Source organism: Pseudomonas sp. R76 (genome assembly GCF_009834565.1).
GTDB lineage: Bacteria > Pseudomonadota > Gammaproteobacteria > Pseudomonadales > Pseudomonadaceae > Aquipseudomonas.
The window spans coordinates 1975205-2000818 of sequence record NZ_CP019428.1 but is presented as its reverse complement, the minus strand read 5'-3'; the positions used below and the strand labels follow the sequence as shown (position 1 = coordinate 2000818).

21 protein-coding genes and 1 pseudogene are annotated in these 25614 nt (G+C 60.7%); 10 read left to right on the top strand and 12 right to left on the bottom strand.

From position 1 onward, the window contains the following. Positions 1 to 488: 488 nt before the first annotated feature. A complete protein-coding gene (locus PspR76_RS09140) occupies positions 489 to 926 on the bottom strand; it encodes a hypothetical protein (RefSeq protein ID WP_159954904.1) in 438 nt (145 codons plus the stop codon). Between the two features lie 105 nt (positions 927 to 1031). Here PspR76_RS09140 and PspR76_RS09135 point away from each other — a divergent pair, with 105 nt between their 5' ends. Beyond that, positions 1032 to 1490 carry a universal stress protein gene (locus PspR76_RS09135; RefSeq protein WP_159954903.1) on the top strand — a complete coding sequence of 153 codons (459 nt, stop codon included), beginning with the start codon at positions 1032 to 1034 and terminating at the stop codon, positions 1488 to 1490. A 211-nt stretch (positions 1491 to 1701) separates the two neighbouring features. Here the strand turns inward: PspR76_RS09135 and PspR76_RS09130 are convergent, their stop codons facing one another. Then, positions 1702 to 3624, bottom strand: coding sequence for an ATP-binding cassette domain-containing protein (locus PspR76_RS09130; RefSeq protein ID WP_159954902.1), 1923 nt, complete (start codon positions 3622 to 3624; stop codon positions 1702 to 1704). 213 nt (positions 3625 to 3837) lie between these two features. On the opposite strand from PspR76_RS09130, the gene PspR76_RS09125 reads away from it, so the two are divergent. Further along, entirely contained in the window at positions 3838 to 5766 is a 1929-nt protein-coding gene (locus PspR76_RS09125; RefSeq protein WP_159954901.1) for a transglycosylase SLT domain-containing protein, read from the top strand. Positions 5767 to 5833: 67 nt separating this feature from the next. On the opposite strand, the pseudogene PspR76_RS09120 reads toward PspR76_RS09125, so the two are convergent. After that, positions 5834 to 6598: pseudogene (locus PspR76_RS09120) on the bottom strand (Fic family protein); the annotation flags it as partial. A 63-nt stretch (positions 6599 to 6661) separates the two neighbouring features. Continuing rightward, positions 6662 to 8437, bottom strand: coding sequence for an ABC transporter transmembrane domain-containing protein (locus tag PspR76_RS09115; RefSeq protein ID WP_162530291.1), 1776 nt, complete (start codon positions 8435 to 8437; stop codon positions 6662 to 6664). A 272-nt stretch (positions 8438 to 8709) separates the two neighbouring features. On the opposite strand from PspR76_RS09115, the gene PspR76_RS31030 reads away from it, so the two are divergent. After that, positions 8710 to 8883, top strand: coding sequence for a PA1571 family protein (locus PspR76_RS31030; protein ID WP_174245603.1), 174 nt, complete (start codon positions 8710 to 8712; stop codon positions 8881 to 8883). Between the two features lie 53 nt (positions 8884 to 8936). Here the strand turns inward: PspR76_RS31030 and pdxB are convergent, their stop codons facing one another. Then, positions 8937 to 10079: a 4-phosphoerythronate dehydrogenase PdxB gene (gene pdxB / locus PspR76_RS09110; RefSeq protein ID WP_159954898.1), complete on the bottom strand. Its 1143-nt coding sequence runs from the start codon at positions 10077 to 10079 to the stop codon at positions 8937 to 8939. Between the two features lie 319 nt (positions 10080 to 10398). Here pdxB and PspR76_RS09105 point away from each other — a divergent pair, with 319 nt between their 5' ends. After that, a complete protein-coding gene (locus PspR76_RS09105) occupies positions 10399 to 11781 on the top strand; it encodes an MATE family efflux transporter (protein WP_159954897.1) in 1383 nt (460 codons plus the stop codon). On the opposite strand, the gene tusA is transcribed toward PspR76_RS09105, so the two are convergent. Together tusA and rlmM are read right to left on the bottom strand one after the other, a co-directional pair. Then, a complete protein-coding gene (tusA, locus tag PspR76_RS09100; protein WP_159954896.1) occupies positions 11778 to 12029 on the bottom strand; it encodes a sulfurtransferase TusA in 252 nt (83 codons plus the stop codon). The genes PspR76_RS09105 and tusA overlap by 4 nt on opposite strands. A 155-nt stretch (positions 12030 to 12184) precedes the next feature. Next, on the bottom strand, positions 12185 to 13261 hold the full coding sequence (rlmM, locus tag PspR76_RS09095; protein ID WP_159954895.1) for a 23S rRNA (cytidine(2498)-2'-O)-methyltransferase RlmM: 1077 nt from the start codon (positions 13259 to 13261) through the stop codon (positions 12185 to 12187). 190 nt (positions 13262 to 13451) lie between these two features. On the opposite strand from rlmM, the gene acnA reads away from it, so the two are divergent. Then, positions 13452 to 16193, top strand: coding sequence for an aconitate hydratase AcnA (acnA, locus tag PspR76_RS09090; RefSeq protein ID WP_159954894.1), 2742 nt, complete (start codon positions 13452 to 13454; stop codon positions 16191 to 16193). A 126-nt stretch (positions 16194 to 16319) separates the two neighbouring features. On the opposite strand, the gene PspR76_RS09085 is transcribed toward acnA, so the two are convergent. After that, positions 16320 to 17258: an aspartyl/asparaginyl beta-hydroxylase domain-containing protein gene (locus PspR76_RS09085; RefSeq protein WP_159954893.1), complete on the bottom strand. Its 939-nt coding sequence runs from the start codon at positions 17256 to 17258 to the stop codon at positions 16320 to 16322. 147 nt (positions 17259 to 17405) lie between these two features. Next, positions 17406 to 18380: a cysteine synthase A gene (gene cysK, locus PspR76_RS09080; RefSeq protein ID WP_159954892.1), complete on the bottom strand. Its 975-nt coding sequence runs from the start codon at positions 18378 to 18380 to the stop codon at positions 17406 to 17408. A 124-nt stretch (positions 18381 to 18504) separates the two neighbouring features. Between cysK and PspR76_RS09075 the strand changes: the two genes are divergently transcribed. The 4 genes from PspR76_RS09075 (at position 18505) to PspR76_RS09060 (ending at position 22020) form a co-directional block, all read left to right on the top strand. Continuing rightward, a complete protein-coding gene (locus tag PspR76_RS09075) occupies positions 18505 to 19578 on the top strand; it encodes a DUF748 domain-containing protein (RefSeq protein ID WP_159954891.1) in 1074 nt (357 codons plus the stop codon). Positions 19579 to 19668: 90 nt separating this feature from the next. Continuing rightward, positions 19669 to 19890 (top strand): hypothetical protein, encoded by a 222-nt coding sequence (locus PspR76_RS09070; protein WP_159954890.1) that lies wholly within the window; start codon positions 19669 to 19671, stop codon positions 19888 to 19890. A 106-nt stretch (positions 19891 to 19996) separates the two neighbouring features. Continuing rightward, positions 19997 to 20842 carry an AAA family ATPase gene (locus tag PspR76_RS09065; RefSeq protein WP_003210690.1) on the top strand — a complete coding sequence of 282 codons (846 nt, stop codon included), beginning with the start codon at positions 19997 to 19999 and terminating at the stop codon, positions 20840 to 20842. Then, positions 20842 to 22020, top strand: a complete 1179-nt coding sequence (locus PspR76_RS09060; protein ID WP_017137401.1) for a vWA domain-containing protein — start codon at positions 20842 to 20844, stop codon at positions 22018 to 22020. The genes PspR76_RS09065 and PspR76_RS09060 overlap by 1 nt, the downstream gene beginning before the upstream one ends. Positions 22021 to 22128: 108 nt before the next feature. Here PspR76_RS09060 and PspR76_RS09055 read toward each other — a convergent pair whose 3' ends face one another. Genes PspR76_RS09055 through PspR76_RS09045 form a run of 3 tightly spaced genes read right to left on the bottom strand, consistent with a single transcriptional unit; the run spans position 22129 to position 24472 of the window. After that, positions 22129 to 23034 (bottom strand): biotin-dependent carboxyltransferase family protein, encoded by a 906-nt coding sequence (locus PspR76_RS09055; RefSeq protein ID WP_159954889.1) that lies wholly within the window; start codon positions 23032 to 23034, stop codon positions 22129 to 22131. Then, positions 23031 to 23735, bottom strand: a complete 705-nt coding sequence (pxpB, locus tag PspR76_RS09050) for a 5-oxoprolinase subunit PxpB (RefSeq protein WP_159954888.1) — start codon at positions 23733 to 23735, stop codon at positions 23031 to 23033. The genes PspR76_RS09055 and pxpB overlap by 4 nt, the downstream gene beginning before the upstream one ends. Continuing rightward, positions 23732 to 24472 carry a 5-oxoprolinase subunit PxpA gene (locus tag PspR76_RS09045; RefSeq protein WP_159954887.1) on the bottom strand — a complete coding sequence of 247 codons (741 nt, stop codon included), beginning with the start codon at positions 24470 to 24472 and terminating at the stop codon, positions 23732 to 23734. Before PspR76_RS09045 ends, pxpB begins: the two co-directional genes overlap by 4 nt. 176 nt (positions 24473 to 24648) lie before the next feature. Between PspR76_RS09045 and PspR76_RS09040 the strand changes: the two genes are divergently transcribed. Then, positions 24649 to 25569 carry a LysR family transcriptional regulator gene (locus PspR76_RS09040; RefSeq protein WP_159954886.1) on the top strand — a complete coding sequence of 307 codons (921 nt, stop codon included), beginning with the start codon at positions 24649 to 24651 and terminating at the stop codon, positions 25567 to 25569. Positions 25570 to 25614 lie beyond the last annotated feature (45 nt).

Here is a 25614-nt window from a genome sequence, read left to right as displayed (position 1 = left end):
GATCTCCACGATATGGAAGCTGAACAGTACACACTGGACGCTGGCCTCTGGTTGGACATTGAAGATTTGCTCAATGTTCACGCCAATCCGCCAGGCACACCCGCCAATGCGCTAGTCGGGGTTCTGTATGAGCGGTCTGACAGACAAACGCTCAATTCATACGCCCGTTTGATTTGGGTACGCCACCTTCATCCAATTCCGGGCAATTGTCAATCGCTCGAAAGGCTAGGGAAAACGCGACTTTCCAGTCATTTCAGAACCCCCACCCATGCCCGTGATTCATCAATATTCAATTATTCACGAAATCAATAATGGAAATTTTGTGGGAAAAGGCTGTACAGAATGGGATATGCCGCTAGGCTAGCGACAAGCTTGGTGCGCCTGGATGAACATCCGACGCGTGAATCACAGAATTACCGGCCTGCCTGGCCAACTCCAGCCCGATGATGATATCGGGCTTTTTATTGCCTGGCTTTTACCACCCGGCGTCAGGCCAGGGCTTTGAGTAATTTATCGATGGCTTGCAAGACGCTCGCCTCGCCCTTCTCGCCCCAGTACAGGGCGATCATTTGCTTGTCGGCCTCGACCTTGTAGACGTTGTCCGGCAGCGTCGCAAAATGCGGCAACAACTTTTCATCGACGCACACTTCGCGCCACTGATTGAGCCAAACCCCCGGTTCCGACTGCCAGTAACACCAGAGGGCCGGCGCACTCCCGCGTCGCGGCCGGCAATACTGCGCGCACGGGCTTGGCGGCTCCTGCTTGAGCCAGTGCGGCCACTCCTGCGGCGCCAGTTGCATGGCCAGGCCGATGCGGCGCGCCTCCATCCGCAGGGCCATGCGCCCGCTCTGGTGGCGCGACGGGCGCAGCCAGGCCAGAGGGCTCAGAACCACCAGAAGGATTGACACCACTATCCAGACCGTCATATGTGTACTCCCGAATTTCTAGATGAGCGGGTTTGAGCTGACGCAACCCCATCCGCTTGAAACCAGCCATACTGAACCTATTGCAGTCCCCTGGAGGAACGCGCCATGCCCAACGAACATTCCTACAAACATATCCTGGTCGCTGTCGATCTGACCGAAGAGTGCGACCCAGTGATCAAGCGCGCGCAGGCTTCAGCAATCGCTAACGGCGCCAAGCTGTCACTCGTGCATATCGTCGAGCCTATGGCGATGGCCTTTGGTGGCGACGTGCCCATGGACCTTTCCCAATTGCAGCAACAACAATTTGATCAGGCCAAAGAGCGCCTGGATCGCTTGATCCTCAAGTACCCGCATCTGCAAAAAGACGACTGCCACCTCACATACGGCCAACCGCGCCAGGAGATCCACCATCTTGCCAAGGAAAAGGCTTGCGACCTGATCGTGGTTGGCAGCCATGGCCGACACGGCCTCGCGCTGCTGCTGGGTTCTACCGCCAATGATGTGCTGCACGGCGCACCGTGTGATGTGCTGGCGGTGAAGCTGGTCAAAGACACCAACAAGTAAGACTGACGAAGATCAACTGTGCGAGCTGGCTTATGTGGGAGCTGGCTTGCCTGCGATAGCATCACCGCAGGCCTACAGACTCACCGCGGTGCCCGCATCGCGGGCAAGCCCGGCTCCCACATAGGCCCTCCCACATTTTGACTCGCATTTCATATGAAAAACCCGGCGTTCATGTAAATGAACACCGGGTTTTTTAATGCGCTTGAATCACTCAGGCATCCAGCTCAGCCCAACGCTCAACCAACACTTCCAGCTCCTGGTTCAACGTTTCCAGGGAAGCGATGACCTTGGCGGTTTCCGCCGCCGGACGCAGGTAGAAACCCGCGTCAGCCATTTCTGCTTCTACTGCCGCGATCTGCTGTTCCTTGGCGTCGATATCACCCGGCAAGGCTTCCAGTTCACGCTGCAGTTTGTAGCTGAGCTTCTTCTTCGCAGACGGCGCAGCTTCCTGAACCGGTGCCGCCGCAGCGGCAACCGGCGCCACCACTGCCGAGGTCAGGTCGGCCTTGCCGGACTTGCTCTCGGTCACGCCCAGCAGGCGCGGCGAGCCGCCCTGGCGCAGCCAGTCCTGATAACCACCGACGTATTCACGCACCTTGCCTTCGCCTTCGAAGACCAGGGTGCTGGTGACCACGTTGTCGAGGAATGCCCGGTCGTGGCTGACCATCAGCACGGTGCCGTTGAAGGTCAGCAAGACCTCTTCCAGCAGCTCGAGGGTTTCCACGTCGAGGTCGTTGGTCGGTTCGTCGAGCACCAGCAGGTTGGCTGGTTTGCTGAACAGCTTGGCCAGCAGCAGGCGCGCACGCTCACCACCAGACAAGGCTTTGACCGGCGTCCGCGCACGCTGCGGGCTGAATAGGAAGTCGCCCAGGTAGCTCAGCACGTGGCGGCTCTGGCCGTCGATGTCGATAAAGTCGCGACCTTCGGCGACGTTGTCGATTACGGTTTTTTCCAGGTCCAACTGGTGGCGCAACTGGTCGAAGTACGCCACGTCGATGCGCGTGCCCTCTTCCACGGTGCCGCTGGTCGGTTGCAGGCCATTGAGCATCAGCTTGAGCAAGGTGGTCTTGCCGGTGCCGTTGGCGCCCAGCAGGCCGATACGGTCGCCGCGCTGCAGGACCATCGAGAAGTCCTTGATCAGGAACGGGCCATCCGGGTGATGGAAGCTGACGTTCTCCAGCACCATCACCTGCTTGCCCGACTTATCGGCGGTATCCAACTGGATATTGGCCTTGCCGGTGCGCTCGCGACGTTCGCTGCGCTCAACCCGCAGGGCTTTCAGCGCGCGTACACGGCCTTCGTTACGGGTGCGACGGGCCTTGATGCCCTGGCGGATCCAGACTTCTTCCTGGGCCAGCTTTTTGTCGAACAGCGCGTTGGCGGTTTCTTCAGCGGCCAGCGTGGCCTCTTTGTGCACCAGGAAGCTGGCGTAGTCGCCGTTCCAGTCGATCAGGCCGCCACGGTCCAGTTCGAGGATGCGCGTGGCCAGGTTCTGCAGGAAGGAACGGTCGTGCGTGATGAACAGCACGGCGCCCTGGAAATCCTTGAGGGCTTCTTCAAGCCAGGCGATTGCGCCGATGTCCAGGTGGTTGGTTGGTTCGTCGAGCAGCAGCAGGTCCGGCTCGGACACCAGCGCCTGGGCCAGCAGCACGCGACGACGCCAGCCGCCGGACAGCTCGGCGAGGGTCTTGTCGGCCGGCAGTTGCAGGCGGCTCAGGGTGCTGTCGACCAGTTGCTGCAAGCGCCAGCCATCACGGGCTTCGAGGTCTTGCTGGACGTGCATCAGCTTGTCCAGGTCTTCCTCGGTGACGCAGTTCTGCGCCAGGTGATGGTATTGCGCGAGCAGCTCGCCAACGCCGTCGAGGCCTTCGGCGACCACGTCGAACACTGTCCGTCCGTCGGCCACCGGCAATTCTTGCGGCAATTCGCCGATCTTCAGGCCCGGGGCGCGCCAAACAGAGCCGTCATCGGGCTTCTGGTCGCCCTTGACCAGCTTCATCATGCTGGACTTGCCGGTGCCGTTGCGGCCGATGATGCACACCCGCTCACCACGGGCGATCTGCCAGGACACCTTGTCCAACAACGGCATAGCGCCGAAAGCAAGGGACACATCGCTGAATTTGAGCAGGGTCATACGCTTCTCCAAAAACTGGGCGCGCATTCTACCTGACTTGAGGGTGGGATGCGGTCGGCATTTTCGCCATGGACACGTTCTGAAGGACATTTCCAATGAACTTCTGCCAACCGGCCGGCAAACCTTTCACCAGTCGCTGGCAAAAGGCTAAGCTAGGGGCAATCAGTGTCGGCAGAGCCGGTGCTAGTCGTGATTTCTCTGCACGGACGTCTCATGCGCAGTCGCCTTTTCAACTTTTTATCTTGCCTGCTTCTTTCCGCCACCGCCGTTCAATCCGCCCAGGCCGTGGACCTCACCACCCAACGTCAATATTACGATGAAGCCAAACGCGCCCTCGCCAAAGGCGACAGCGGCCCGTACATGCAATACAGCCAGGCCTTGGCCGACTACCCGCTGACGCCCTACCTGGCCTATGACGAACTGACCGCGCGCCTGAAAACCGCAAGCAACGAGGAAATCGAACAGTTCCTCGCCAAAAACGGCGACCTGCCCCAGGCCAACTGGATGAAACTGCGTTGGCTGCGCTGGCTGGCCGACCGTGGCGACTGGCAGACATTTGAAAAGTACTACGATGCCAAACTCAATTTCGTCGAACTGGACTGCCTGCATGGTCAATACCAGCTCACCCACAACCTCAAAGCCGAAGGCTACAAGACCACCGAAAAACTCTGGCTGACCGGTAAATCCCAGCCTGCCGCGTGTGACGCCACCTTCGGCCAGTGGGCCGCCGATGGCCAACTCACCGAACAGAAAATCTGGGATCGCGCCAAACTCGCCGCCGAAGCGCGCAACTACGCGCTGGCCAACAGCCTGGTAAAAACCCTGCCAACCCTCGGCGCCCAAGGCCGCCTGATGGTTGACGTGGCGCAAAAGCCCGACATGCTCAGCGACCCGTCGCGCTTCCTGCCGGCCAACGAGGCCATGTCCGACGCCGTAGGCCTGGGTCTGCGCCGCCTGGCACGCCAGGACCCGGACAAGGCCATGGCCCTGCTCGACGGTTACGCCAGCAGCATGCACTTCTCCCGTGACGAAAAAGTGTCGATCGCCCGCGAAATCGGCCTGACCCTGGCTCGCCGCTATGACCCGCGCGCATTGGACGTAATGACCCAATACGATCCCGAGCTGCGTGACAACACCGTTTCAGAATGGCGCCTGCGCCTGCTGTTGCGCCTGGCGCGCTGGGAAGATGCCTACCAGTTGACCCGCAAACTCCCACAAGACCTTGCGACCACCAACCGCTGGCGTTACTGGCAGGCGCGCAGCCTGGAACTGGCTGAGCCGAAGAACCCGCAACCGCTGGTGCTGTACAAAAATCTCGCCCAGGAACGTGATTTTTACGGCTTCCTGGCGGCGGATCGCTCCAAAGCGCCGTATCAGTTGAAAAACAAACCGCTGGTCATGAGCCAGGCGCTGGTCAACAAGGTCCGCAACACCCCCGGTGTACGCCGTGCGCTGGAGTTCTATGCACGTGGCCAGATCGTCGATGGCCGGCGCGAGTGGTATCACGTCAGCCGCCACTTCAACCGCGATGAAATGGTCGCCCAGGCCAAATTGGCCTATGACATGAAGTGGTACTTCCCGGCGATCCGCACCATCAGCCAGGCGCAGTATTGGGATGACCTGGATATCCGCTTCCCGATGGCGCACCGCGACACCCTGGTGCGCGAAGCCAAGGTGCGTGGCTTGCATTCGAGCTGGGTATTCGCCATCACCCGCCAGGAAAGCGCGTTCATGGACGACGCCCGCTCCGGCGTTGGCGCCAGTGGCCTGATGCAATTGATGCCCGGCACCGCCAAGGAAACCGCGCGCAAGTTCAGCATCCCGCTGGCCTCCCCGGCCCAGGTGCTGGACCCGGACAAAAACATCCAGCTCGGCGCCGCCTACCTGAGCCAGGTGCACAGCCAGTTCAACGGCAACCGCGTACTCGCCTCGGCCGCCTACAACGCCGGCCCCGGCCGCGTGCGCCAGTGGCTGCGCGGTGCCGACCACCTGAGCTTCGACGTGTGGGTGGAAAGTATCCCGTTCGACGAAACCCGTCAGTACGTGCAGAACGTGCTGTCTTATTCGGTGATCTACGGACAGAAGCTCAACTCACCGCAGCCGCTGGTGGATTGGCATGAGCGGTATTTTGATGATCAGTAAGGTTTGAAGCAGAGATGAAAATGCCCGCATTGAGAGATGCGGGCATTTTTTATGGGGCGCTCGGGCGCTCGCTTTGCACAGCCTCAGCCAAGGCGAGACTCAAGGCTTGCAACATGAACTCGACGAAGGGCGTCGCCTCCGCCTGCTTGTCAGCAGCCGACAGCGCCGCGTAATAGGCATCCTGTTGTTCGCGTATCACCGCTTCTACCGGTAGATAAGCCAACACAGGGCGCCATTGGCTAAGGATCAAGGTTTGCCAAAGGCGCCCCATCCGCCCATTGCCGTCTGCGAAGGGGTGGATAAATTCAAATTCGTAATGGAATACACAGCTGGCGATCAGCGGGTGCCAATCAGAAACCGACAGCCATTGCAGCAAGTCATCCACCAGATGCGTCACGCGACTTGCAGGAGGAGCCATATGGACCAACTGCTCCCCACGATAAATTCCGACGCCCGCCTGGCGAAACCGTCCTGCATCATCAATCAAACCGAACATCAGGAGGTCGTGTGCTTTCAGCAAGTCCGCCCGATCACCCGGCGCCCATTGCGGCATCGCCTCGTAAGCCGTAAATGCATTACGCACTTCCTGGATTTCCCGAGGCAAGCCTAACACTCGCTTACCCTCTAGAACGGCGGTCACTTGCTCGACGCTGAGGGTATTGTTCTCGATAGCCAGCGAAGCCTGGATTGTACGGATACGATTGCCGCGCCTTAGCTGGGGCGTTTGCCGATTATCGTCACCGACTGAAAGCTGACCGATCTGCTCACTAATGTCAGCGACCAAGGCCAGCATTTTTGTAGTCAGCGTCAACGGGGGTTGATAACGGCTCATGTCCTCATCCAGATCAATAACGAAAGATCACATAATGCCTTAAGGAGCAGGCCTACCGCAGCTTCATTCAATGTCCACTCCATCACTGAACTGCAACGCCGCCAACCGCGCATACAGCGGGTTGCTCGCAATCAACTGCTGGTGCGTGCCCACCGCCACCAGCTTGCCCTGGTCCATCACAGCAATGCGGTCGGCGTTCTTCACCGTCGCCAATCTGTGCGCAATCACCAGCGTGGTACGGCCCTGCATCAACTGCGGTAGCGCCTGTTGGATCAAGTGTTCGCTCTGGGCATCGAGGGCGCTGGTGGCTTCGTCCAGCAGCAGGATCGGCGCGTCCACCAGCAACGCGCGGGCGATGGCCAGGCGTTGGCGCTGGCCGCCTGAAAGGCCCATGCCGCCGTCTCCCAGGTGGGTTTGGTAGCCGTCGGGCATTTGCAGGATGAAGTCGTGGGCGTGGGCGATACGCGCGGCGGCTTCCACCTGTTCGCGCGTGGCGGACGGGTTGCCGTAGCGGATGTTCTCTTCAACGCTGCCAAAAAACAGCGCCGGGCTTTGGGACACCAGGGCGAAGTGGCGGCGCAGGTCCATGGGGTCGAGATCGGTCAGCGCGTGGCCTTCCAGCAGAATGCGGCCTTGCTGGGGGTCGTAGAAACGCAGCAGCAGGTCAAAGATTGTCGATTTACCCGCGCCGGACGGGCCCACCAATGCCAGTGTTTCGCCGGGATTGATGGTCAGGCTCAGGCCGTCGATGGCGTAGCTGTCCGGCCGCGACGGGTAGGAAAAGCGCAGGTCTTGCAGTTCCATGCGACCACTGACCCGCGCCGGCAACTGCACGGTGCCGGCAACGGGCGCCTGGATTTCGTTGCTCGACTGCAGCAACTCGCCAATCCGTTCGGCAGCACCCGCGGCACGCTGCAGTTCACCGAGCACTTCGCTCAAGGTGCCGACGGCGCTGCCAACGATCAAGCTGTAAAACACAAACGCGGCCAACTCACCACCGGAAATGCGCCCGCCGATCACGTCCATCCCACCGACCCACAGCATCACGCCGACAGCGCCGAGCACCAGCATGATCACCAGGGTAATCAGCCAGGCGCGCTGCACGATACGTTTGCGCGCGGTGGCAAAGGCCTCTTCCACGGTGACGGCAAAGCGTTGTTCGTCCTGCACCTGATGGTTGTAGGCCTGTACGGTCTTGATCTGGCCGAGGGTCTCGGACACATAACTGCCGACGTCGGCGATACGGTCCTGGCTCAGGCGCGACAGGCTGCGTACGCGACGCCCGAAGATCAGGATCGGCGCCAGCACCAGCGGCAGCGCAATCACCACGATGCTGGTGAGTTTGGGGTTGGTGACAAACAGCAACACGATGCCGCCGATGACCATCAAGGCGTTGCGCAGGAACAGCGACAGTGACGAGCCGATCACCGATTGCAGCAAGGTGGTGTCGGTGGTCAGGCGTGACTGGATTTCCGAGCTGCGGTTGTTTTCGTAAAAGCCGGGGTGCAGGTAAATCAAGTGGTTGAACACCTGCCGGCGGATGTCCGCTACGACCCGCTCGCCGATCCACGACACCAGGTAAAACCGCGCAAATGTACCCACCGCCAGGCCCAGCACCAGAATCATGAACAGGCCGATGGACTGGTTGAGCAGGTGCGGCGACTGGGTCATGAACCCCTGATCGACCAACAGGCGAATGCCCTGCCCCATGGACAAGGTGATGCCCGCCGTGACGATCAACGCCAACAGGGCGCCCAGCGCCTGCCAACGGTAGGGCGCGATGAAGCGGCTGGCCAGGCGAATCGCACGGCGTTGTCGGACTGAGAACATGGAGGGCATCACCTGCGCAGGGGAAGATAGGTAGGGGAAGGTAGATATCTACACCCAACATTGGGGGAACTTGGGTAAATAACAATGAGTCAGGTTAATTATGCCCGCCGATGCTGACCCCTAGAGGCTATCGGTCTAACCCCCGGCTGGAAATTTGTATCGGTTTCTGGTGGACTGGGTGTTCGAACCGGTGACTTTGTAAGGAGTTGTAATAGCTCGGTCACGCGGGCGGCTTAGAGTAGAAAGAATAGTAGGTACACAACCTGATGAGGAGACAGGCCATGACCTTGCAACATAGCAGCGAAGCCAAGATTGAAGTAATCCGCCAGCCGCAGCAGTTGCCTTGCTCGTACTTCGATGCAAAGGGCCGCGAAGTGCAGATTACCGAAGAGATGATCCAGCAAGCGTGCAGCGAACTGGAACAGCGACTGGTCAAGCCTGCCAAGCAAGGCTGAAGCGCCTAAGCTCGTTCAAAACCGGCCTTGATGGCCGGTTTTTTTATGCCGGTTTAAAGGCTGACCGCGCCCAATGCCGAGACAATAGTCGACAATACCGCCGACTCGCCATTGATGCGCACCTTCAAGCCATCAATCTCACGACGCTCCGGATAGTGCTTGCGCAGCAGGTCGAATGCCTTGCGCTGCTCTTGCACGGTGCCTACCAGGCTGCGGCGGAAATCCGCGTCATCGCGGCGCGGGTCGTACACGCTGCGACACAGGGTCGCCAGCGCCCAGGCCGGGTCGGTGGACGCGTTCAAGTGCACCTCGGCCAACCACGGTTGCGGCAGCAGGTCATTTAAATGGATGCTGGGTTCCTGGCCCAGGTGAGCGCAGAACGCCTGGTAAATCTGCGCGGTGCCGCGTTGTTTGCCGTCAAGGCTGTAACCGGCGATATGCGGGGTCGCCAGCACGCACAGGTCGGCCAGGTCGACGTCCACTTCGGGCTCGCCTTCCCACACGTCCAACACCGCTTGCAGGTCCTCGCGTTCCAGCAGCACCTCGCGCAGGGCGGCGTTATCCACCACCGGGCCACGGCTGGCGTTGATCAGCCAGGTGCCGGGCTTGAGCCGATTGAGGCGCTCGCGGTCAAACAGGTGCCAGGTGGAGCCATTGCCGGATTTGGTCAGCGGCGTGTGCAGGCTGATCACATCGCATTGCTGGATGATCTGCTCCAGGCTGACGTAGTCACCGTCTTCGGCGATCTGGCGTGGCGGGTCGCAGACCAGCACGTTCCAGCCCAGGCCCTTGAGCACCTTGACCAGCCGCCCACCGACTTCACCGGCACCGACGACGCCGTAGGTGCGCTGATTGAGGTCGGCGCCTTCGATTTCGGCCAGGGTCTGCAGGCTGCCCAGCACATAGTCGACCACGCCGCGCGCATTGCAGCCGGGTGCGCTGGACCAGTTGATCCCGGCCTGCTTGAAATAGTCGAGGTCCAGGTGATCGGTGCCGATGGTGCAGGTGCCGACAAAACGTACCTGTGTGCCTTCCAGCAAGGCGCGGTTGACGTTGGTCACCGAGCGCACCAGCAGCACATCGGCCTGCTCGACCGTGGCGCGATCGATGGAACGGCCGGGCACCCGGCGAATCTCGCCAAACCCTTCGAAGAATGCATCGAGCAGCGGGATATTTTCGTCGGCAACAATCAGCATGGCAGGCTCCTTTCGCGGACCAGCAGTGTACAGGGATGCGACTGGTGTAACACCGCAGATGCCAGGTGGGCGGTGCTTATGTGGGAGCCGAGCTTGTGTGGGAGCTGGTTTGTGTGGGAGCTGGCTTGCCTGCGATGCAGCCACCTCGGTCTAACAGCTACACCGAGCTGATGCTATCGCGGGCAAGCCCGACTCCCACAGGGGTTATGGGCCAGCCGCCGGATTGCTTACAAAACGCTAACACAGGTTTTTTCCTGACCGTTGCGTCAGCGCGTAGACTGCGCCGTCCTTTGTGATGCTTTTAAATGGACACCCGCACGTGAACACCGCCACCACCGCCCTCTCCCGCCCCGCCCGCGTCAGCCGTGAGGTGCGCAGCCTGCTGACCCTGGCCCTGCCGATCATGATCGGCCAATTGGCGACCACGGCCATGGGCTTTGTCGATGCGGTGATGGCCGGGCGTGTGAGCCCGCGAGACCTGGCGGCGGTGGCGCTGGGTAACTCGATCTGGATTCCGGTGTACCTGCTGATGACCGGCACCTTGCTGGCCACCACGCCTAAAGTCGCCCAGCGTTTCGGCGCCGGCAACCACACCGAGATCGGCCCGCTGGTGCGCCAATCCTTGTGGCTGGCCGTGGTGGTGGGGCTCACTGCGCTGCTGATGCTGGTCAGCGCCGAGCCGATCCTGCATGCGATGAAGGTCGACCCCGAGCTGATCAAGCCGTGCATGGCCTACCTGCACGGCATCGCCTCGGGCATGCCGGCCATCGCCCTGTATTACGTGCTGCGCTGCTTCAGCGATGGCCTGGGCCGTACGCGGCCGAGCATGGTCATGGGCCTGTGCGGCCTGGCACTGAATATCCCGCTGAACTACGTGTTCATTTATGGCCATTTCGGCGTGCCGGCCATGGGCGGTGTGGGCTGTGGCTGGGCCACGGCAATCGTGATGTGGGTGATGATGCTCGGCCTGGCCGCCTGGACCCGCTGGGCACCGGCCTACCAGAGCAGCGAGTTGTTCAAGCGATTCGACTGGCCAAAATGGTCGGTGATCAAGCGCGTGTTGGGCATCGGCCTGCCGATTGGTATCGCGGTGTTTGCCGAATCGAGCATTTTTGCGGTGATCGCGCTGCTGATCGGCAGCCTGGGCGCCAACGTGGTGGCCGGGCACCAGATTGCGCTGAACTTCAGCTCGCTGGTGTTCATGATCCCTTACTCGCTGAGCATGGCCGTCACCGTACGTGTCGGCCAGGCCCTGGGCCGCGGCGAACCGCGGGAGGCACGCTTTGCCGCCGGGGTCGGCATGGGCACGGCACTGACTTACGCCTGCCTGTCCTGCAGCCTGATGCTGCTGTTTCGCGAACAGATTGCCACGATCTATACGCCTGACCCGTCAGTGATCCACGTGGCGTCGATGCTGATTGTGTTTGCGGCGCTGTTCCAGTTTTCCGACGCGATCCAGGTCACGGCCGCCGGCGCATTGCGTGGCTACCAGGACACGCGGGTGACCATGGTGCTGACCTTGTTCGCTTACTGGGGCGTGGGCTTGCCGGTCGGTTACGCCCTGGGGCTGACCGACTGGCTGGGTGCAGCCAGCGGGCCGAGCGGCCTGTGGCAGGGGCTGATCGTGGGCCTGAGCTGCGCCGCCGCGATGCTGGTGATCCGCCTGACACGCAGCGCGCGCCGGCGGATTCGCCTGGTTTAAACGGCCTTCTTGCGAATCCAGTACAGGTAAGTACCGGCCTGCTCCTGCTGATCCACCAGTTCGTGGTCAAGAAACACGCAGAACTTGGGGATATCGCGGCGGGTCGACGGGTCGGTCGCAATCACCTTGAGCAAGCCGCCAGGCGGCAGGTCACGGATGTGCTGGTGCAGCATCATCACGGGCTCGGGGCAGTTGAGGCCGGTGGCGTCGAGCACGGCGTCTGTAGGCAAATCGAGGGGCTGATTCATACATCACTCCTGAAACGTGCACCGCTCAAAATGCGGGAGCGGCGGTTCGACTTGCTCGCGAAGACGCAAGCACATTCAACATAAATTTTTTGACTGTTATACCGCTTTCGCGAGCAAGCCCGCTCCCACATTGGTCCTGTGGATACCTCAAGGTGTCAGCGTGATTTCGATTTCTTCACATCCACCAACCGGCGCAAATGACAGGTCACTTCCTCACGGTCGTGGTACAGCTGCTTGCAGCCGATCTCAACACGAATACCGCGTGCCTTGAAGCCGTCTTCGATGCGCTCCAGCAAACGCTTCACTTCGGCGTAACGCTGTTTCATCGGCAACTTCAGGTTCACCACCGCTTCACGGCAATAACCTTCGCCGATCCAGGTTTCCAGCAGCGCCGCGTTGCGCGCGGGTTTCTCCACGATATCGCAGACCATCCAGTCCACCGGCTGCTTGGGGACGAAGGTAAAACCATCGGCCATCAAGTGCTGCACCAGGCCGGTGTCCATCAGGCTTTCAGCCATCGGGCCGTTGTCGATGGCGGTCACCAGCATGCCACGATTGACCAACTGCCAGGTCCAGCCGCCCGGCGCTGCGCCGAGATCGACGCCGGTCATGTCGCTGTGCAAGCGCTCGTCCCACTGGTCGCGGGGGATAAAGTGGTGCCAGGCCTCTTCCAGCTTCAAGGTCGAACGGCTGGGCGCTTCACGCGGAAACTTGAGGCGCGGGATGCCCATCGGCCACATCGCCGAGTTGTTCGACTCGGCCAGGCCCATGAACACCTCGCGGCCGCTCTTGAAGGTCAGCAACAGGCGCGGCTTGCTTGGGTCGTCGACCAGCTTGCCGGCGTTCAACAAGGCTTTGCGCAGGTGCACTTCGAATTTCTTGCAGAAGTTCGACAGCTCCTTGCCGTCGTTGGTGTCGACCATTTCCAGCCACAGGCTGCCGCACACCGGGAAGCCTTGCAGGTGCGCAAGGATCACGCTGATACGGTCGGTTTCCGGCAGGTCGATAAACACCCCGCGCGCCCACTGCCGCGGGAAGATCAGCTCGGCAAAGCGCTGGCCGTGCATCAGGCGCTGGGCGCCGTCCTCTTCGGTGCAGACAAATTCGGCGCAGGCGCTGCCGGTCTTGGTCTTGGCATAGCCGGAAACGTTCAGGCGCGCGGCGTGTTCCGCGATCTCGGAACAGACTTCACCTTCAAAACCCGGGCGGCAGTGCATAAAAAGGGTGTTCATTGAATCTCCTGGCAACTGGCTTGCTGTAGCGCAATGCCTGTCATGAAAACGCGCGCATGATAGCCGAGTTCGGAACCTTGGACTTAACGATAGAGTCCAGTTATTAGCCTGCTAATGAAAACAGGGCTAAGTTGAAAGCTCTGTTCGTCCCGTCAGGTCCGTAGCCGTGCGGACCATAAGGAGTCATGTAATGTCATCCCTTGATAGCCTGAGAACCCTTAAAACCCTGCAAATCGACGCCAAAACCTACCATTACTTCAGCTTGCCCGAAGCCGCCAAGAGCCTCGGTGACCTGGACAAGCTGCCGATGTCCCTCAAGGTGCTGCTGGAAAACCTGCTGCGCTGGGAAGACAACAAAACCGTCACCGGCACCGACCTCAAGGCCATCGCCGCCTGGCTCAAAGAACGCCAGTCCGACCGCGAGATCCAATACCGCCCGGCCCGCGTGCTGATGCAAGACTTTACCGGCGTTCCCGCCGTGGTCGATCTGGCCGCCATGCGCGCCGCCGTGGCCAAGGCCGGTGGTGACCCGCAACGTATCAACCCACTCTCCCCCGTGGACTTGGTGATCGACCACTCGGTGATGGTCGACAAGTTCGGCACCACCAGCGCCTTCGAGCAGAACGTCGACATCGAAATGCAGCGCAACGGCGAACGCTACGCCTTCCTGCGTTGGGGCCAGAGCGCCTTCGACAACTTCAGCGTAGTGCCACCGGGCACCGGCATCTGCCACCAGGTCAACCTCGAATACCTTGGCCGCACCGTGTGGACCAAGGACGAAGACGGCCGCACCTACGCCTTCCCCGACACCTTGGTCGGCACCGACTCGCACACCACCATGATCAACGGCCTCGGCGTACTCGGCTGGGGCGTGGGCGGGATCGAAGCGGAAGCGGCGATGCTCGGCCAGCCGGTGTCGATGCTGATCCCGGAAGTGATCGGCTTCAAGCTCACAGGCAAATTGAAAGAAGGTATTACCGCCACCGACCTGGTGCTGACCGTCACGCAGATGCTGCGTAAGAAAGGCGTGGTGGGCAAATTCGTCGAGTTCTACGGCGACGGCCTGGCCGACTTGCCGTTGGCCGACCGTGCCACCATCGCCAACATGGCCCCGGAATACGGCGCCACCTGCGGGTTCTTCCCGGTGGATGAGGTGACGCTGGACTACCTGCGCCTGTCCGGCCGCCCGGCAGAAACCGTCAAGCTGGTGGAGGCTTACACCAAGGCGCAGGGCCTGTGGCGTAACGCCGGCCAGGAGCCGGTGTTCACCGACACCCTGGCCCTGGACATGGGCAGTGTCGAAGCCAGCCTCGCCGGGCCAAAACGCCCGCAGGACCGTGTTTCGCTGCCAAACGTCGGCCAAGCCTTCAGCGACTTCCTTGACCTGCAATTCAAACCGACCAGCAAAGAAGAAGGCCGCCTGGAAAGCGAAGGCGGCGGCGGTGTGGCCGTGGGCAATGCCGACTTGGTCGGCGAAACCGATTATGAATACGACGGCCACACCTATCGCCTGAAAAACGGCGCGGTGGTGATCGCCGCGATTACCTCGTGCACCAACACCTCCAACCCCAGCGTGATGATGGCCGCAGGCCTGGTGGCGAAAAAAGCCGTGGAAAAGGGCCTTACCAGCAAACCTTGGGTGAAAACCTCGCTGGCGCCCGGCTCCAAAGTGGTTACCGACTACTACAAGGCCGCAGGCCTGACCCGATACCTCGACCAGCTCGGCTTCGACCTGGTCGGCTATGGCTGCACCACGTGCATCGGCAACTCCGGCCCACTGCCGGAGCCCATCGAAAAAGCCATCCAGAAAGCCGACCTCGCCGTGGCCTCGGTGCTGTCCGGCAACCGCAACTTTGAAGGCCGCGTGCACCCGCTGGTGAAAACCAACTGGCTGGCCTCGCCACCGCTGGTGGTCGCCTACGCATTGGCCGGCACCGTGCGCATCGATATCAGCAGTGAGCCGCTGGGCGAAGGCAAAGACGGCAAGCCGGTGTACCTGAAAGACATCTGGCCAAGCAGCCAGGAAATCGCCGACGCTGTGGCGCAGGTCAGCACCGGCATGTTCCACAAGGAATACGCCGAGGTGTTTGCCGGTGACGAGCAGTGGCAAGCGATTGAAGTGCCGCAGGCGGCGACTTATGTGTGGCAGAAGGACTCCACCTACATCCAGCACCCACCGTTCTTCGACGACATTGCCGGGCCATTGCCGGTAATCAAAGATGTCCAGGGCGCCAACGTGCTGGCCTTGCTGGGCGACTCGGTGACCACCGACCACATCTCCCCGGCCGGCAATATCAAGGCCGACAGCCCCGCCGGCCGTTACCTGCGCGAGCAAGGCGTGGAGCCGCGTGACTTCAACTCCTACGGCTCACGCCGGGGCAACCATGAAGTGATGATGCGCGGCACCTTTGCCAATATCCGTATCCGCAATGAAATGCTCGGCGGCGAAGAAGGCGGCAACACGCTGTACATTCCCACCGGCGAGAAAATGCCGATCTACGACGCGGCCATGAAATACCAGGCGTCGGGCACGCCGCTGGTGGTGATTGCAGGCCAGGAATACGGCACCGGCTCAAGCCGCGACTGGGCGGCCAAGGGCACTAACCTGCTGGGGGTCAAGGCGGTGATCGCCGAGAGCTTCGAGCGCATCCACCGTTCCAACCTGGTGGGCATGGGCGTGCTGCCGTTGCAGTTCAAGCTGGACCAGAACCGCAAGGCGCTCAAACTCACCGGCAAAGAGAAGATCGACATCCTTGGGCTGACCAATGCCGAGATCGAACCGCGAATGAACCTGACGCTGGTGATTACGCGCGAGGATGGCAGCAGTGAGAAGGTCGAGGTGCTGTGCCGGATTGATACGCTCAATGAAGTGGAATACTTCAAGGCGGGCGGCATCTTGCACTATGTACTGCGCCAGTTGATCGCGTCCTAAGCAACACTGCAAAACCAATGTGGGAGCGGGCTTGCTCGCGAATGCGGTGGATCAGTCAAGAATGCATCGACTGACACTTCGCATTCGCGAGCAAGCCCGCTCCCACAGTTTTGACTGCATTTCAAATCAGGCGAACAACCACTTCCACAACAACACCAGCACGACTACAGCCAGCACCGGCCGTGCAATGCGGTAGGCTTTGGGATGCTTGCGCTTCCATTGCTTGACCACACCGCTGAACTTGTCGCTGAAGGTTTTGCTCCAGGCATACGCCTGGTTGATCCCACCCACACGCTCGTCATCCAGGTTCTGCGGCGCCGTCGCGCGGCCCAGTTGCTTGCTGACCCAACGGTTGACGCGGGTCATGATGCGGTTGCTCAACGGGCGTTCGATGTCACAGAACAGGATCACGCGGGTCTGGTCGGTTTCGTTCTTCACCCAGTGCACGTAGGTTTCGTCGAACATCACGTCTTCACCGTCGCGCCAGGCGTAGACCTGGCCGTCGACGAAGATGCGGCAGTCGTCGGAATTCGGCGTGGACAGGCCCAGGTGATAGCGCAGGGAACCGGCAAACGGGTCACGGTGCGGGTTGAGGTGGCTGCCACCCGGCAACAGCGCGAACATCGCGCCCTTGACGTTCGGAATGCTGCTGACCAAGGCCACGGTTTTCGGGCACAGCGCCTCGGCCGACGGCAGCGGTTTGTCGTACCACTTGAGGTAGAAACGCTTCCAGCCTTTCTTGAAGAACGAACCGAAACCGGCGTCGTTGTTCTTTTCGGCGGCGCGGATGTAACCCTCGTCGAACAGGTGCATGGCCTCTTCGCGGATCACTTCCCAGTTGTCCTTGAGCACATCCAGTTCCGGGAACTTGCTGCGGTCCAGGTATGGCTTGGACGGCACAGCCGAAAACAGGTACATCAGGGCGTTATACGGGGCGAACAGCGCCGAATGGTTGACGAACTGGCGCAGCATCGGCAAACGGGCCTTGCCACGCAGGTGCACATACAACGTGCTGCCGATAAACAGCAGCAACACCGACAGTTTGGCGGCCAAAGAAAAGGTCATGCAGCAACTCCTGGAAATAAGCGCCTGGCCAACAGCCTCCCATCAACGGGAAACCAGACGTAACAGCCGGCCATGATAAACACTTGAGCCATTATGCAGAAGGCCCAGGCCGACCGGCTGACCTGCATCAAACCCTGCGGCGAACAATCAAGCCTGGTTTTCCTGCTCGGTAAACAAATCACTGAACAGCATGCTCGACAGGTAGCGCTCGCCGGAGTCCGGCAGGATCACCACGATGGTCTTGCCCTGCATTTCCGGCTTCTCGGCCAGGCGCACGGCCACGGCCATGGCCGCACCGCAGGAAATACCGCACAAAATGCCTTCTTCCTGCATCAAGCGCAGGGCCATGGCCTTGGATTCTTCATCGGTCACCAGTTCTACGCGGTCAACCATCGACAAATCGAGGTTTTTCGGCACAAACCCGGCGCCAATCCCCTGGATTTTGTGCGAGCTCGGCTTGATTTCTTCACCCGCCAGTGCCTGGGTGATCACCGGCGACACCATCGGCTCCACCGCCACCGACAGAATCGGTTTGCCGGCAATGTTCTTGATATAGCGCGACACGCCGGTAATGGTGCCGCCGGTGCCCACGCCTGCGACCAGCACGTCCACGGCGCCATCGGTGTCGTTCCAGATTTCCGGGCCGGTGGTTTTTTCGTGAATCGCCGGGTTGGCCGGGTTTTCGAACTGGCCTGGCATAAAGTAGGTGGCCGAGTCGCTGGCGACGATCTCAGCAGCTTTGGCGATGGCGCCTGGCATGCCCTTGGCCGGCTCGGTCAGCACCAACTCGGCGCCCAGGGCCTTGAGCACTTTACGCCGTTCGATGCTCATCGACGCCGGCATGGTCAGCAGCAGCTTGTAGCCACGGGCGGCGGCAACAAAAGCAAGGCCGATGCCGGTGTTGCCGGAGGTCGGTTCTACAATGGTCATGCCCGGCTTGAGTTTGCCGCTGCTTTCAGCGTCCCAGATCATGTTCGCGCCAATGCGGCACTTCACCGAATAGCCTGGGTTTCGCCCCTCGATCTTGGCCAGGATGGTCACGCCACGCGGTGCGATGCGGTTGATCTGCACCAGGGGCGTGTTGCCGATGGAGTGCGCGTTGTCTGCAAAGATACGGCTCATGACGGGTCCTTAAGGCAATTTCAACAAGGCCCCAAGGGTATGCCTCAGGCCTTTGGGCGTCCAGTCAGAGGAACGTTGCGCCTGCGCGCGCGGTCCATCGCCTATACCGTTGGAGAACCTGAACATGAAACGTCGCTACAGTGGGCTGCTATGGATCGTCGCCGTACTGGTGGTAGTACTGATTGCCCTGGACCTCGCCCTGCCCTACCTGGTGCGCAACTACCTGAACGACAAGCTCGCCGACATGGGCGACTACCGTGGCCAAATCACCGATGTGGACGTGGCACTGTGGCGTGGCGCCTATAAGATCAACGGCCTGCAGATCGTCAAGGTCGACGGCAAGGTGCCGGTGCCGTTCGTCAAAGTGCCGGTGATCGACCTGTCGGTGAGCTGGCATTCGCTGTGGTACGACCACGCGGTGGTCGCCGAGGCACAGTTCTTTGAGCCGGAGCTGAATTTCGTCGACGGCGGCAACCAGCAGGCATCCCAGACCGGTAAGGGCACCGACTGGCGCGAACAACTGAGCAAATTGCTGCCGATCACCCTCAACGAAGTGCGAATTCAGGACGGAAAGATCGCCTTCCACAACTTCAATTCCAAGCCACCGGTGAATATCTACGCCACCCAGGTCAACGCCAGCTTTTATAACCTGACCAACGTGGTGGACATCAAAGGCAAGCGCGACGCCACCTTTGAAGGCAAGGCGCAGTTACTCGGCCAGGCGCCGCTGGAAGCCACGGCGGCGTTCGACCCGCTGAGCAATTTTGAAGATTTCGAATTCCGCTTTCGCGCCAAGGATATTCAACTCAAGCGCCTGAACGACTTCGCCTCGGCCTACGGCAAATTCGACTTCAAGGCCGGCACTGGCGCCGTGGTGATCGAAGCCCAGGCCGAAAAAGGCCAGTTGAGCGGCTACATCAAGCCGCTGCTGCGCGACGTGGAAGTCTTTGATTGGAAGCAAGACGTTGAGAACAAAGACAAAAACATCTTCCGCTCGATCTGGGAAGCCGTGGTCGGTACCAGCGAAACAGTGCTGAAAAACCAGAACAAAAACCAGTTTGCCACCCGCGTCGAACTCAGCGGCAGCGTACACCAGCAAAATATCAGCGCGTTTTCGGCGTTTTTGTCGATTTTGCGTAATGGGTTTATCCAGGCATTCACTGCGCGCTATGAACAGCCCAAGCCCAGTGCTGATTGAGTCACACGCCCGAGGGCAACTATGGTGAAACACTGAGCCCTCGTTTATCGTACCGCCGACTAAATTCCACCGACTAGTAAGGACACTAAAATGCGCATCTGCGGCTGGATACTGACAATTCTTGGTTATCTTTGGGCCTTTTCGGGCTGTATGCGATTAGTGATATCCGCCGTTGAAGGCGGGCCGATGGCCCGCCAGATGATCCTCATAAGCTTGGGCACACTGGTTTTAGCAGCACTCGCCCTGTGGGGCGGCAGCAAGCTCAGGGATAAAGCCGATGCGCGGGCGTATGCGTTGGAAAAAAACCGCTAGCGGTCACGCGTGACCGGCCATTCAGAGACTGAATAACCCGTCTGCGTTCACAGTCGCCGGGGCTGCGCGGTATAGTCCGGGCATTGATGAATTCGAGGAATGACCGATGAAGTTCGAAGGCACCCAGGCCTATGTGGCTACCGATGACCTGAAACTGGCCGTCAACGCCGCCATCACCCTGGAGCGGCCGCTGCTGGTCAAGGGCGAGCCCGGCACCGGCAAGACCATGCTCGCCGAGCAACTGGCCGAATCCTTCGGCGCCAAGTTGATCACCTGGCACATCAAGTCCACCACCAAGGCGCATCAAGGCCTCTACGAGTACGACGCCGTCAGCCGCCTGCGCGACTCGCAGCTGGGCGTGGACAAGGTCCACGACGTGCGCAATTACCTGAAGAAGGGCAAGCTCTGGGAGGCTTTCGAGTCCGAGGAGCGGGTGATTCTGCTGATCGATGAAATCGACAAGGCCGACATCGAGTTCCCCAACGACTTGCTGCAAGAACTCGACAAGATGGAGTTCTACGTCTACGAAATCGACGAGACCATCAAGGCCAAGAAGCGCCCGATCATCATCATTACCTCCAACAACGAGAAAGAGCTGCCGGATGCGTTCCTGCGCCGCTGCTTCTTCCACTACATCGCGTTCCCCGACCGCACCACGCTGCAAAAGATTGTCGATGTGCACTACCCCGACATCAAGAAAGACTTGGTCAGCGAAGCGTTGGACGTGTTCTTCGACGTGCGCAAAGTGCCGGGTCTGAAGAAAAAGCCCTCCACGTCCGAGCTGGTCGACTGGCTCAAGTTGCTGATGGCCGACAACATCGGCGAAGCCGTGCTGCGCGAACGCGACCCCACCAAGGCCATCCCGCCGTTGGCCGGCGCTCTGGTGAAGAATGAACAAGACGTTCAGTTGCTGGAACGCCTGGCATTCATGAGCCGTCGCGGTAATCGATAATGTTGCTCAACCTGTTCAACGAGATGCGCGCCGCCAAGGTGCCGGTGTCGGTGCGTGAACTGCTCGACCTGATCAACGCCTTGAAACAGCGCGTGGTCTTCGCCGACATGGACGAGTTTTACTACTTGGCCCGCGCGATCCTGGTCAAGGATGAACGGCATTTCGACAAGTTCGACCGTGCGTTCGGTGCCTATTTCAACGGCCTGGAAAAACTCGACGATCACCTGCAGGCGCTGATCCCCGAAGAGTGGCTGCGCAAGGAATTCGAACGCTCACTGAGCGATGAAGAGCGCGCGCAGATCCAGTCCCTCGGCGGCCTGGACAAGCTGATCGAAGAGTTCAAGAAACGCCTGGAAGAACAGAAAGAACGCCATGCCGGCGGCAACAAGTGGATCGGCACCGGCGGCACCAGCCCGTTCGGCTCGGGTGGCTATAACCCGGAAGGCATTCGCGTGGGTGATGCCGGCAAGCGCCAGGGCAAGGCCGTGAAGGTGTGGGACCAGCGCGAGTACAAGAACCTCGACGATCAGGTCGAGTTGGGCACGCGCAACATCAAGATCGCCCTGCGCCGCCTGCGCAAGTTCGCGCGCCAGGGTGCGGCGGAAGAGCTGGACATCGACGGCACCATCGACCACACGGCACGGGATGCCGGGCTGCTGAACATCCAGATGCGTCCGGAGCGGCGTAACACCATCAAGCTGTTGCTGCTGTTCGACATTGGCGGCTCGATGGACGCCCATGTGAAGATCTGCGAAGAGCTGTTTTCTGCGTGCAAGACCGAGTTCAAGCACCTGGAGTATTTCTACTTCCACAACTTTGTGTACGAGTCGGTGTGGAAGAACAATCAACGCCGCACCTCGGAACGCACCTCCACCCAGGATTTGCTGCACAAGTACGGCGCCGACTACAAAGTGATCTTTATCGGCGATGCGTCGATGGCGCCGTATGAAATCACCCAGGCCGGTGGCAGCGTCGAGCACTGGAATGAAGAGCCTGGGTATGTGTGGATGCAACGCTTCATGGCCAAGTACAAGAAGCTGATCTGGATAAACCCGTACCCGAAGGACACCTGGGGCTATACGGCGTCGACGGGGATAGTGCGCGAGTTGGTGGAAGACCAGATGTACCCGCTGACGCTGCGGGGCCTGGAAGAAGGGATGCGCTTTCTCTCCAAGTAAATAGATCGTTCCCACGCTCCGCGTGGGAATGCAGCCCAGGACGCTCTGCGTCCCAAAGCGTGACGCAGAGCGTCACAAGAGGCATTCCCACGCAGAGCGTGGGAACGATCAGAACCGCTGCAAAAAGTCGACATGCTGCCGATGCGCCGTTTCCTGCACCACCGGCGCCAACCTGACCTTCTCTCCCGGCAAACACTGCGCCAGCCGCGCCAGCGCCAAGGGCGTCAACGCGCCCAGGCGCGGGTAACCGCCGATGGTCTGCCGATCATTGAGCAACACAATCGGCTGCCCATCCGGCGGTACCTGGATCGCTCCCAGCGGAATGCCTTCGGAGATCAACGACGGCCCCTGATACTGCAGCGGCGTGCCCAGCAGGCGCATGCCCATGCGGTCGGCGCGGCTGTCCAGCGCCCATTCGGTGTTGAAGGCATCGAACAAACTCTGCCCGCTGAACTGGCCGATCTGTGCGCCGACAATCACGTCCAACGGTGCCTTGGGAGGCAAGTTGGGCGCGCTCAGCACCTTCATCGCACCGCCCACCCCGGAATACGCCAAGCGCCCGCCTTCGACCAAGGCTTTGCCGAAACCGTCCAGCCCACCCAACGCTTCACGCACCACCGTGGCACAACTGCCCAGTACGGCCGGCGCATCAAAGCCGCCCGGCGCCGCCAGGTAAGCCCGCGCGCCACTGAACGGCTGGGTAAAGCGCAAGCGCTGGCCCTTTTGCAGGATAAAACTGCGCCCCGGGCTGATCGCGCGTTCATCGATATACGCGCCCAGATCCGCACCGGCCAGCGCCAGCAAGCAATAATCTTCAGCCTGGACGGTGAACCCGCCCAAGGTGATTTCCACCACCGGCGCATCCAGCGCATTGTCCAGCAGCCAGTTGGCCCACGACATCGACACCCAATCCAGCGCGCCGCCCTGGGTCACGCCCAGGTGCCGCACGCCAAAGCGACCGGCGTCCTGCAACAGGCACAGCGGCGTGCTGGCCTCGATCAACAAGCGGCTCATGCGTGCGCCTCCAACGGCGTGTCATCGCCACCCAGGTGAATAAATTCAGCGTGATCAACGGCTTCGAACCGCACCGTATCGCCGGGCTGCATCAGGCTGTAACCGTCGCGTTCACGGTCGAACAGTTTGGCCGGGGTGCGACCGATCAGGTTCCAGCCGCCCGGCGAGACCACCGGGTACGCGGCGGTTTGCCGTTCGGCGATGCCGACGCTGCCGGCCGCCACGCGTTTGCGCGGGGTATTCAGGCGTGGCGTGGCGAGGGCTTCGTCCACCAGCCCCATAAAGGCAAAGCCGGGGGCGAAACCCAGGGCGAACACTTGGTATTCGTGGGCGCTGTGGCGGCGGATCACTTCGTCTACCGACAGGCCACTGCGCTGGCTGAGCAATGTCAGCTCAGGGCCGACACTCAGGTCGTACCACACCGGCAACACGTGACACTGGCCGCTGCCCTGGGCCTGAGGCTGCAGGTCGGCCAGCGCCTGGCCGATCAACTCCCTGGCCTGGGCCGGGCTCAACGCGGTGAGGTCGTAATGCACCATCAGCGTGGTGTAGGACGGCACCAAATCCACCAGTGCCGGGCCAAAGCCTTCGCGCAGGCGTTGAGTGGCGGCGAGCATCCACGGCATGTTGGCTTCGGCAATCAGATCAAACAGACGCACCATCAGGCAGTCGATCGCTACCACTTCAATGCGTGGCTTCATGCTGGCTTCAACGCCTCGCGGATACGCTGCACAGCGGCAATCGAACTGGCGTTGTCGCCATGCACACACAAGGTATTGGCCTGCAACACCAAGGCGCTGCCGTCGCTGGCGGTCAGGGCTTCGCCACGGGAAATGGTCAGGGCCTGTTGCACGATGGTTTCGGAGTCATGGTGCACGGCACCCGGCAACTGGCGCGACACCAGGTGCCCTTTGTGGTCGTAGGCACGGTCGGCGAAGGCCTCGAACCACAGCGTCACCCCGTATTCATCGCCCAAGGCCTGGGCCGCGCTGTTGTCGCGGGTGGCCAGCAGCATCAACGGCAGGTCGCCATAAGCGGCCACGGCCTGGATCACCGCGCGCAATTGCGTGGGGTTGGCCATCATGTCGTTGTACATCGCGCCATGGGGTTTGACGTAGCTGACCCGCGCGCCTTGGGCGCGGCAGATGCCGTCGAGGGCGCCGATCTGATAGTGCAACAGGTCCTGGATTTCCTGCGGCGTGTAGGCCATGGAGCGGCGGCCGAACCCTTGCAGGTCCTGGTACGCGGGGTGTGCGCCCACTTGCACGCCGTGCTTCAAGGCCAGGGTGACGGTCTTGCGCATGATGCTCGGGTCACCGGCATGAAAGCCGCAGGCGACGTTGGCGCAATCAATGAACGGCATAACCTCGGCGTCCAGACCCATGGTCCAATTGCCAAAACTTTCGCCAATGTCGCAATTCAATAGAAGACGGCTCACGGTCGGTGTACCTCCAGGCGTTGTATTTTTTTGTAGTGTGGGATTTTTCGCACAGAACTGGCAACTTGTCCTGACACCCCAACGACGCTTATCGTGGAATGCCTCGATTTTTGGCGTTTGCCCGGTGCGGCGTCCAACTAATAAAAACCGATCCATGCATAAGAAAAGTTGATCCCATGAATTTGAAGTTCCTCGAAACCTTCGTCTGGGTGGCCAAGCTCAAGAGCTTTCGCCTGACCGCCGAGAAGCTGTTCACCACCCAGGCCTCGATTTCCAGCCGCATTGCGGTGCTGGAAAGCGAGTTGGGTGTGAAGCTGTTTCTGCGCGACTCACGTGGGGTGAGCCTGACCCCGGAAGGCTTGAAGGTGCTCGATTACGCCGAGCAGATGATGGTGACCATGCAGGGTTTGAAGCAGTCCCTGGAGACCACCAGCAGCAAGGTCGGGCGGATTCGCATCGGGGCGATGGACACCGTGATTCACACCTGGCTCAGCCCGCTGGTCGCCGAATTGATGGACCACTTCCCGCTGGTAGAAATCGAGTTGGTCGCCGATACCGCGCTGAACTTGAGCGATCAACTGCAAAAAGGCTTCCTCGACCTGATCCTGCAAACCGACCTGCTGCGCCTCGAAACCGTGCGCAGCCTGGAACTGGCCAGCCACCCGATGGCCTGGATCGTCGCCAGCCATTCGATCTACAACCGCGACTACGCCTCCCTCGCCGAAGTGGCCCGTGAGCGCATCATCACCTATTCGAAAAACTCCCACCCGCACCAGGACGTGCTGAGCCTGATGCAGGCCAACGGCGTGGCCGCGCCGCGTATGAACTGTGTGAATTCGGTGTCGGCGATTACGCGCTTGCTGCGTGATGGCTTCGGCATAGGTGCACTGCCGCCGGTGCTGGTGATGGAAGAATTGGCGCGCGGGGAACTGGTGATGTTGCCGATGGCGCAGAAACTGCCGAATTTGCAGGTGGTGGTGTCGTGGCGTGTGGGCGTGGAGTTGGTGGAGGAGATTGTCGGGCTGTGCCAGAAGGTGGTGGCAAGGTATGCCGAAGAGGTCGGCGAAGAGCACATGCTACTGACGAAACCGGATTGATCGTTCCCACGCTCTGCGTGGGAATGCGGCCCAGGACGCTCCGCG

Excerpts from the sequence above, each read along its gene's own strand:
- PspR76_RS09055 (WP_159954889.1), bottom strand. The coding sequence starts at position 23,034 with ATGAGCCGCTTGTTGATCGAGGCCAGCACGCCGCTGTGCCTGTTGCAG.
- tusA (WP_159954896.1), bottom strand. The coding sequence starts at position 12,029 with ATGAATCAGCCCCTCGATTTGCCTACAGACGCCGTGCTCGACGCCACC.
- PspR76_RS09115 (WP_162530291.1), bottom strand. The coding sequence starts at position 8,437 with ATGCCCTCCATGTTCTCAGTCCGACAACGCCGTGCGATTCGCCTGGCC.
- PspR76_RS31030 (WP_174245603.1), top strand. The coding sequence starts at position 8,710 with ATGACCTTGCAACATAGCAGCGAAGCCAAGATTGAAGTAATCCGCCAG.
- PspR76_RS09140 (WP_159954904.1), bottom strand. The coding sequence starts at position 926 with ATGACGGTCTGGATAGTGGTGTCAATCCTTCTGGTGGTTCTGAGCCCT.
- PspR76_RS09085 (WP_159954893.1), bottom strand. The coding sequence starts at position 17,258 with ATGACCTTTTCTTTGGCCGCCAAACTGTCGGTGTTGCTGCTGTTTATC.
- PspR76_RS09075 (WP_159954891.1), top strand. The coding sequence starts at position 18,505 with ATGAAACGTCGCTACAGTGGGCTGCTATGGATCGTCGCCGTACTGGTG.
- pdxB (WP_159954898.1), bottom strand. The coding sequence starts at position 10,079 with ATGCTGATTGTTGCCGACGAAAATATCCCGCTGCTCGATGCATTCTTC.
- PspR76_RS09125 (WP_159954901.1), top strand. The coding sequence starts at position 3,838 with ATGCGCAGTCGCCTTTTCAACTTTTTATCTTGCCTGCTTCTTTCCGCC.
- PspR76_RS09070 (WP_159954890.1), top strand. The coding sequence starts at position 19,669 with ATGCGCATCTGCGGCTGGATACTGACAATTCTTGGTTATCTTTGGGCC.
- PspR76_RS09135 (WP_159954903.1), top strand. The coding sequence starts at position 1,032 with ATGCCCAACGAACATTCCTACAAACATATCCTGGTCGCTGTCGATCTG.
- pxpB (WP_159954888.1), bottom strand. The coding sequence starts at position 23,735 with ATGAAGCCACGCATTGAAGTGGTAGCGATCGACTGCCTGATGGTGCGT.
- cysK (WP_159954892.1), bottom strand. The coding sequence starts at position 18,380 with ATGAGCCGTATCTTTGCAGACAACGCGCACTCCATCGGCAACACGCCC.
- PspR76_RS09060 (WP_017137401.1), top strand. The coding sequence starts at position 20,842 with ATGTTGCTCAACCTGTTCAACGAGATGCGCGCCGCCAAGGTGCCGGTG.
- rlmM (WP_159954895.1), bottom strand. The coding sequence starts at position 13,261 with ATGAACACCCTTTTTATGCACTGCCGCCCGGGTTTTGAAGGTGAAGTC.
- PspR76_RS09040 (WP_159954886.1), top strand. The coding sequence starts at position 24,649 with ATGAATTTGAAGTTCCTCGAAACCTTCGTCTGGGTGGCCAAGCTCAAG.
- PspR76_RS09065 (WP_003210690.1), top strand. The coding sequence starts at position 19,997 with ATGAAGTTCGAAGGCACCCAGGCCTATGTGGCTACCGATGACCTGAAA.
- PspR76_RS09130 (WP_159954902.1), bottom strand. The coding sequence starts at position 3,624 with ATGACCCTGCTCAAATTCAGCGATGTGTCCCTTGCTTTCGGCGCTATG.
- acnA (WP_159954894.1), top strand. The coding sequence starts at position 13,452 with ATGTCATCCCTTGATAGCCTGAGAACCCTTAAAACCCTGCAAATCGAC.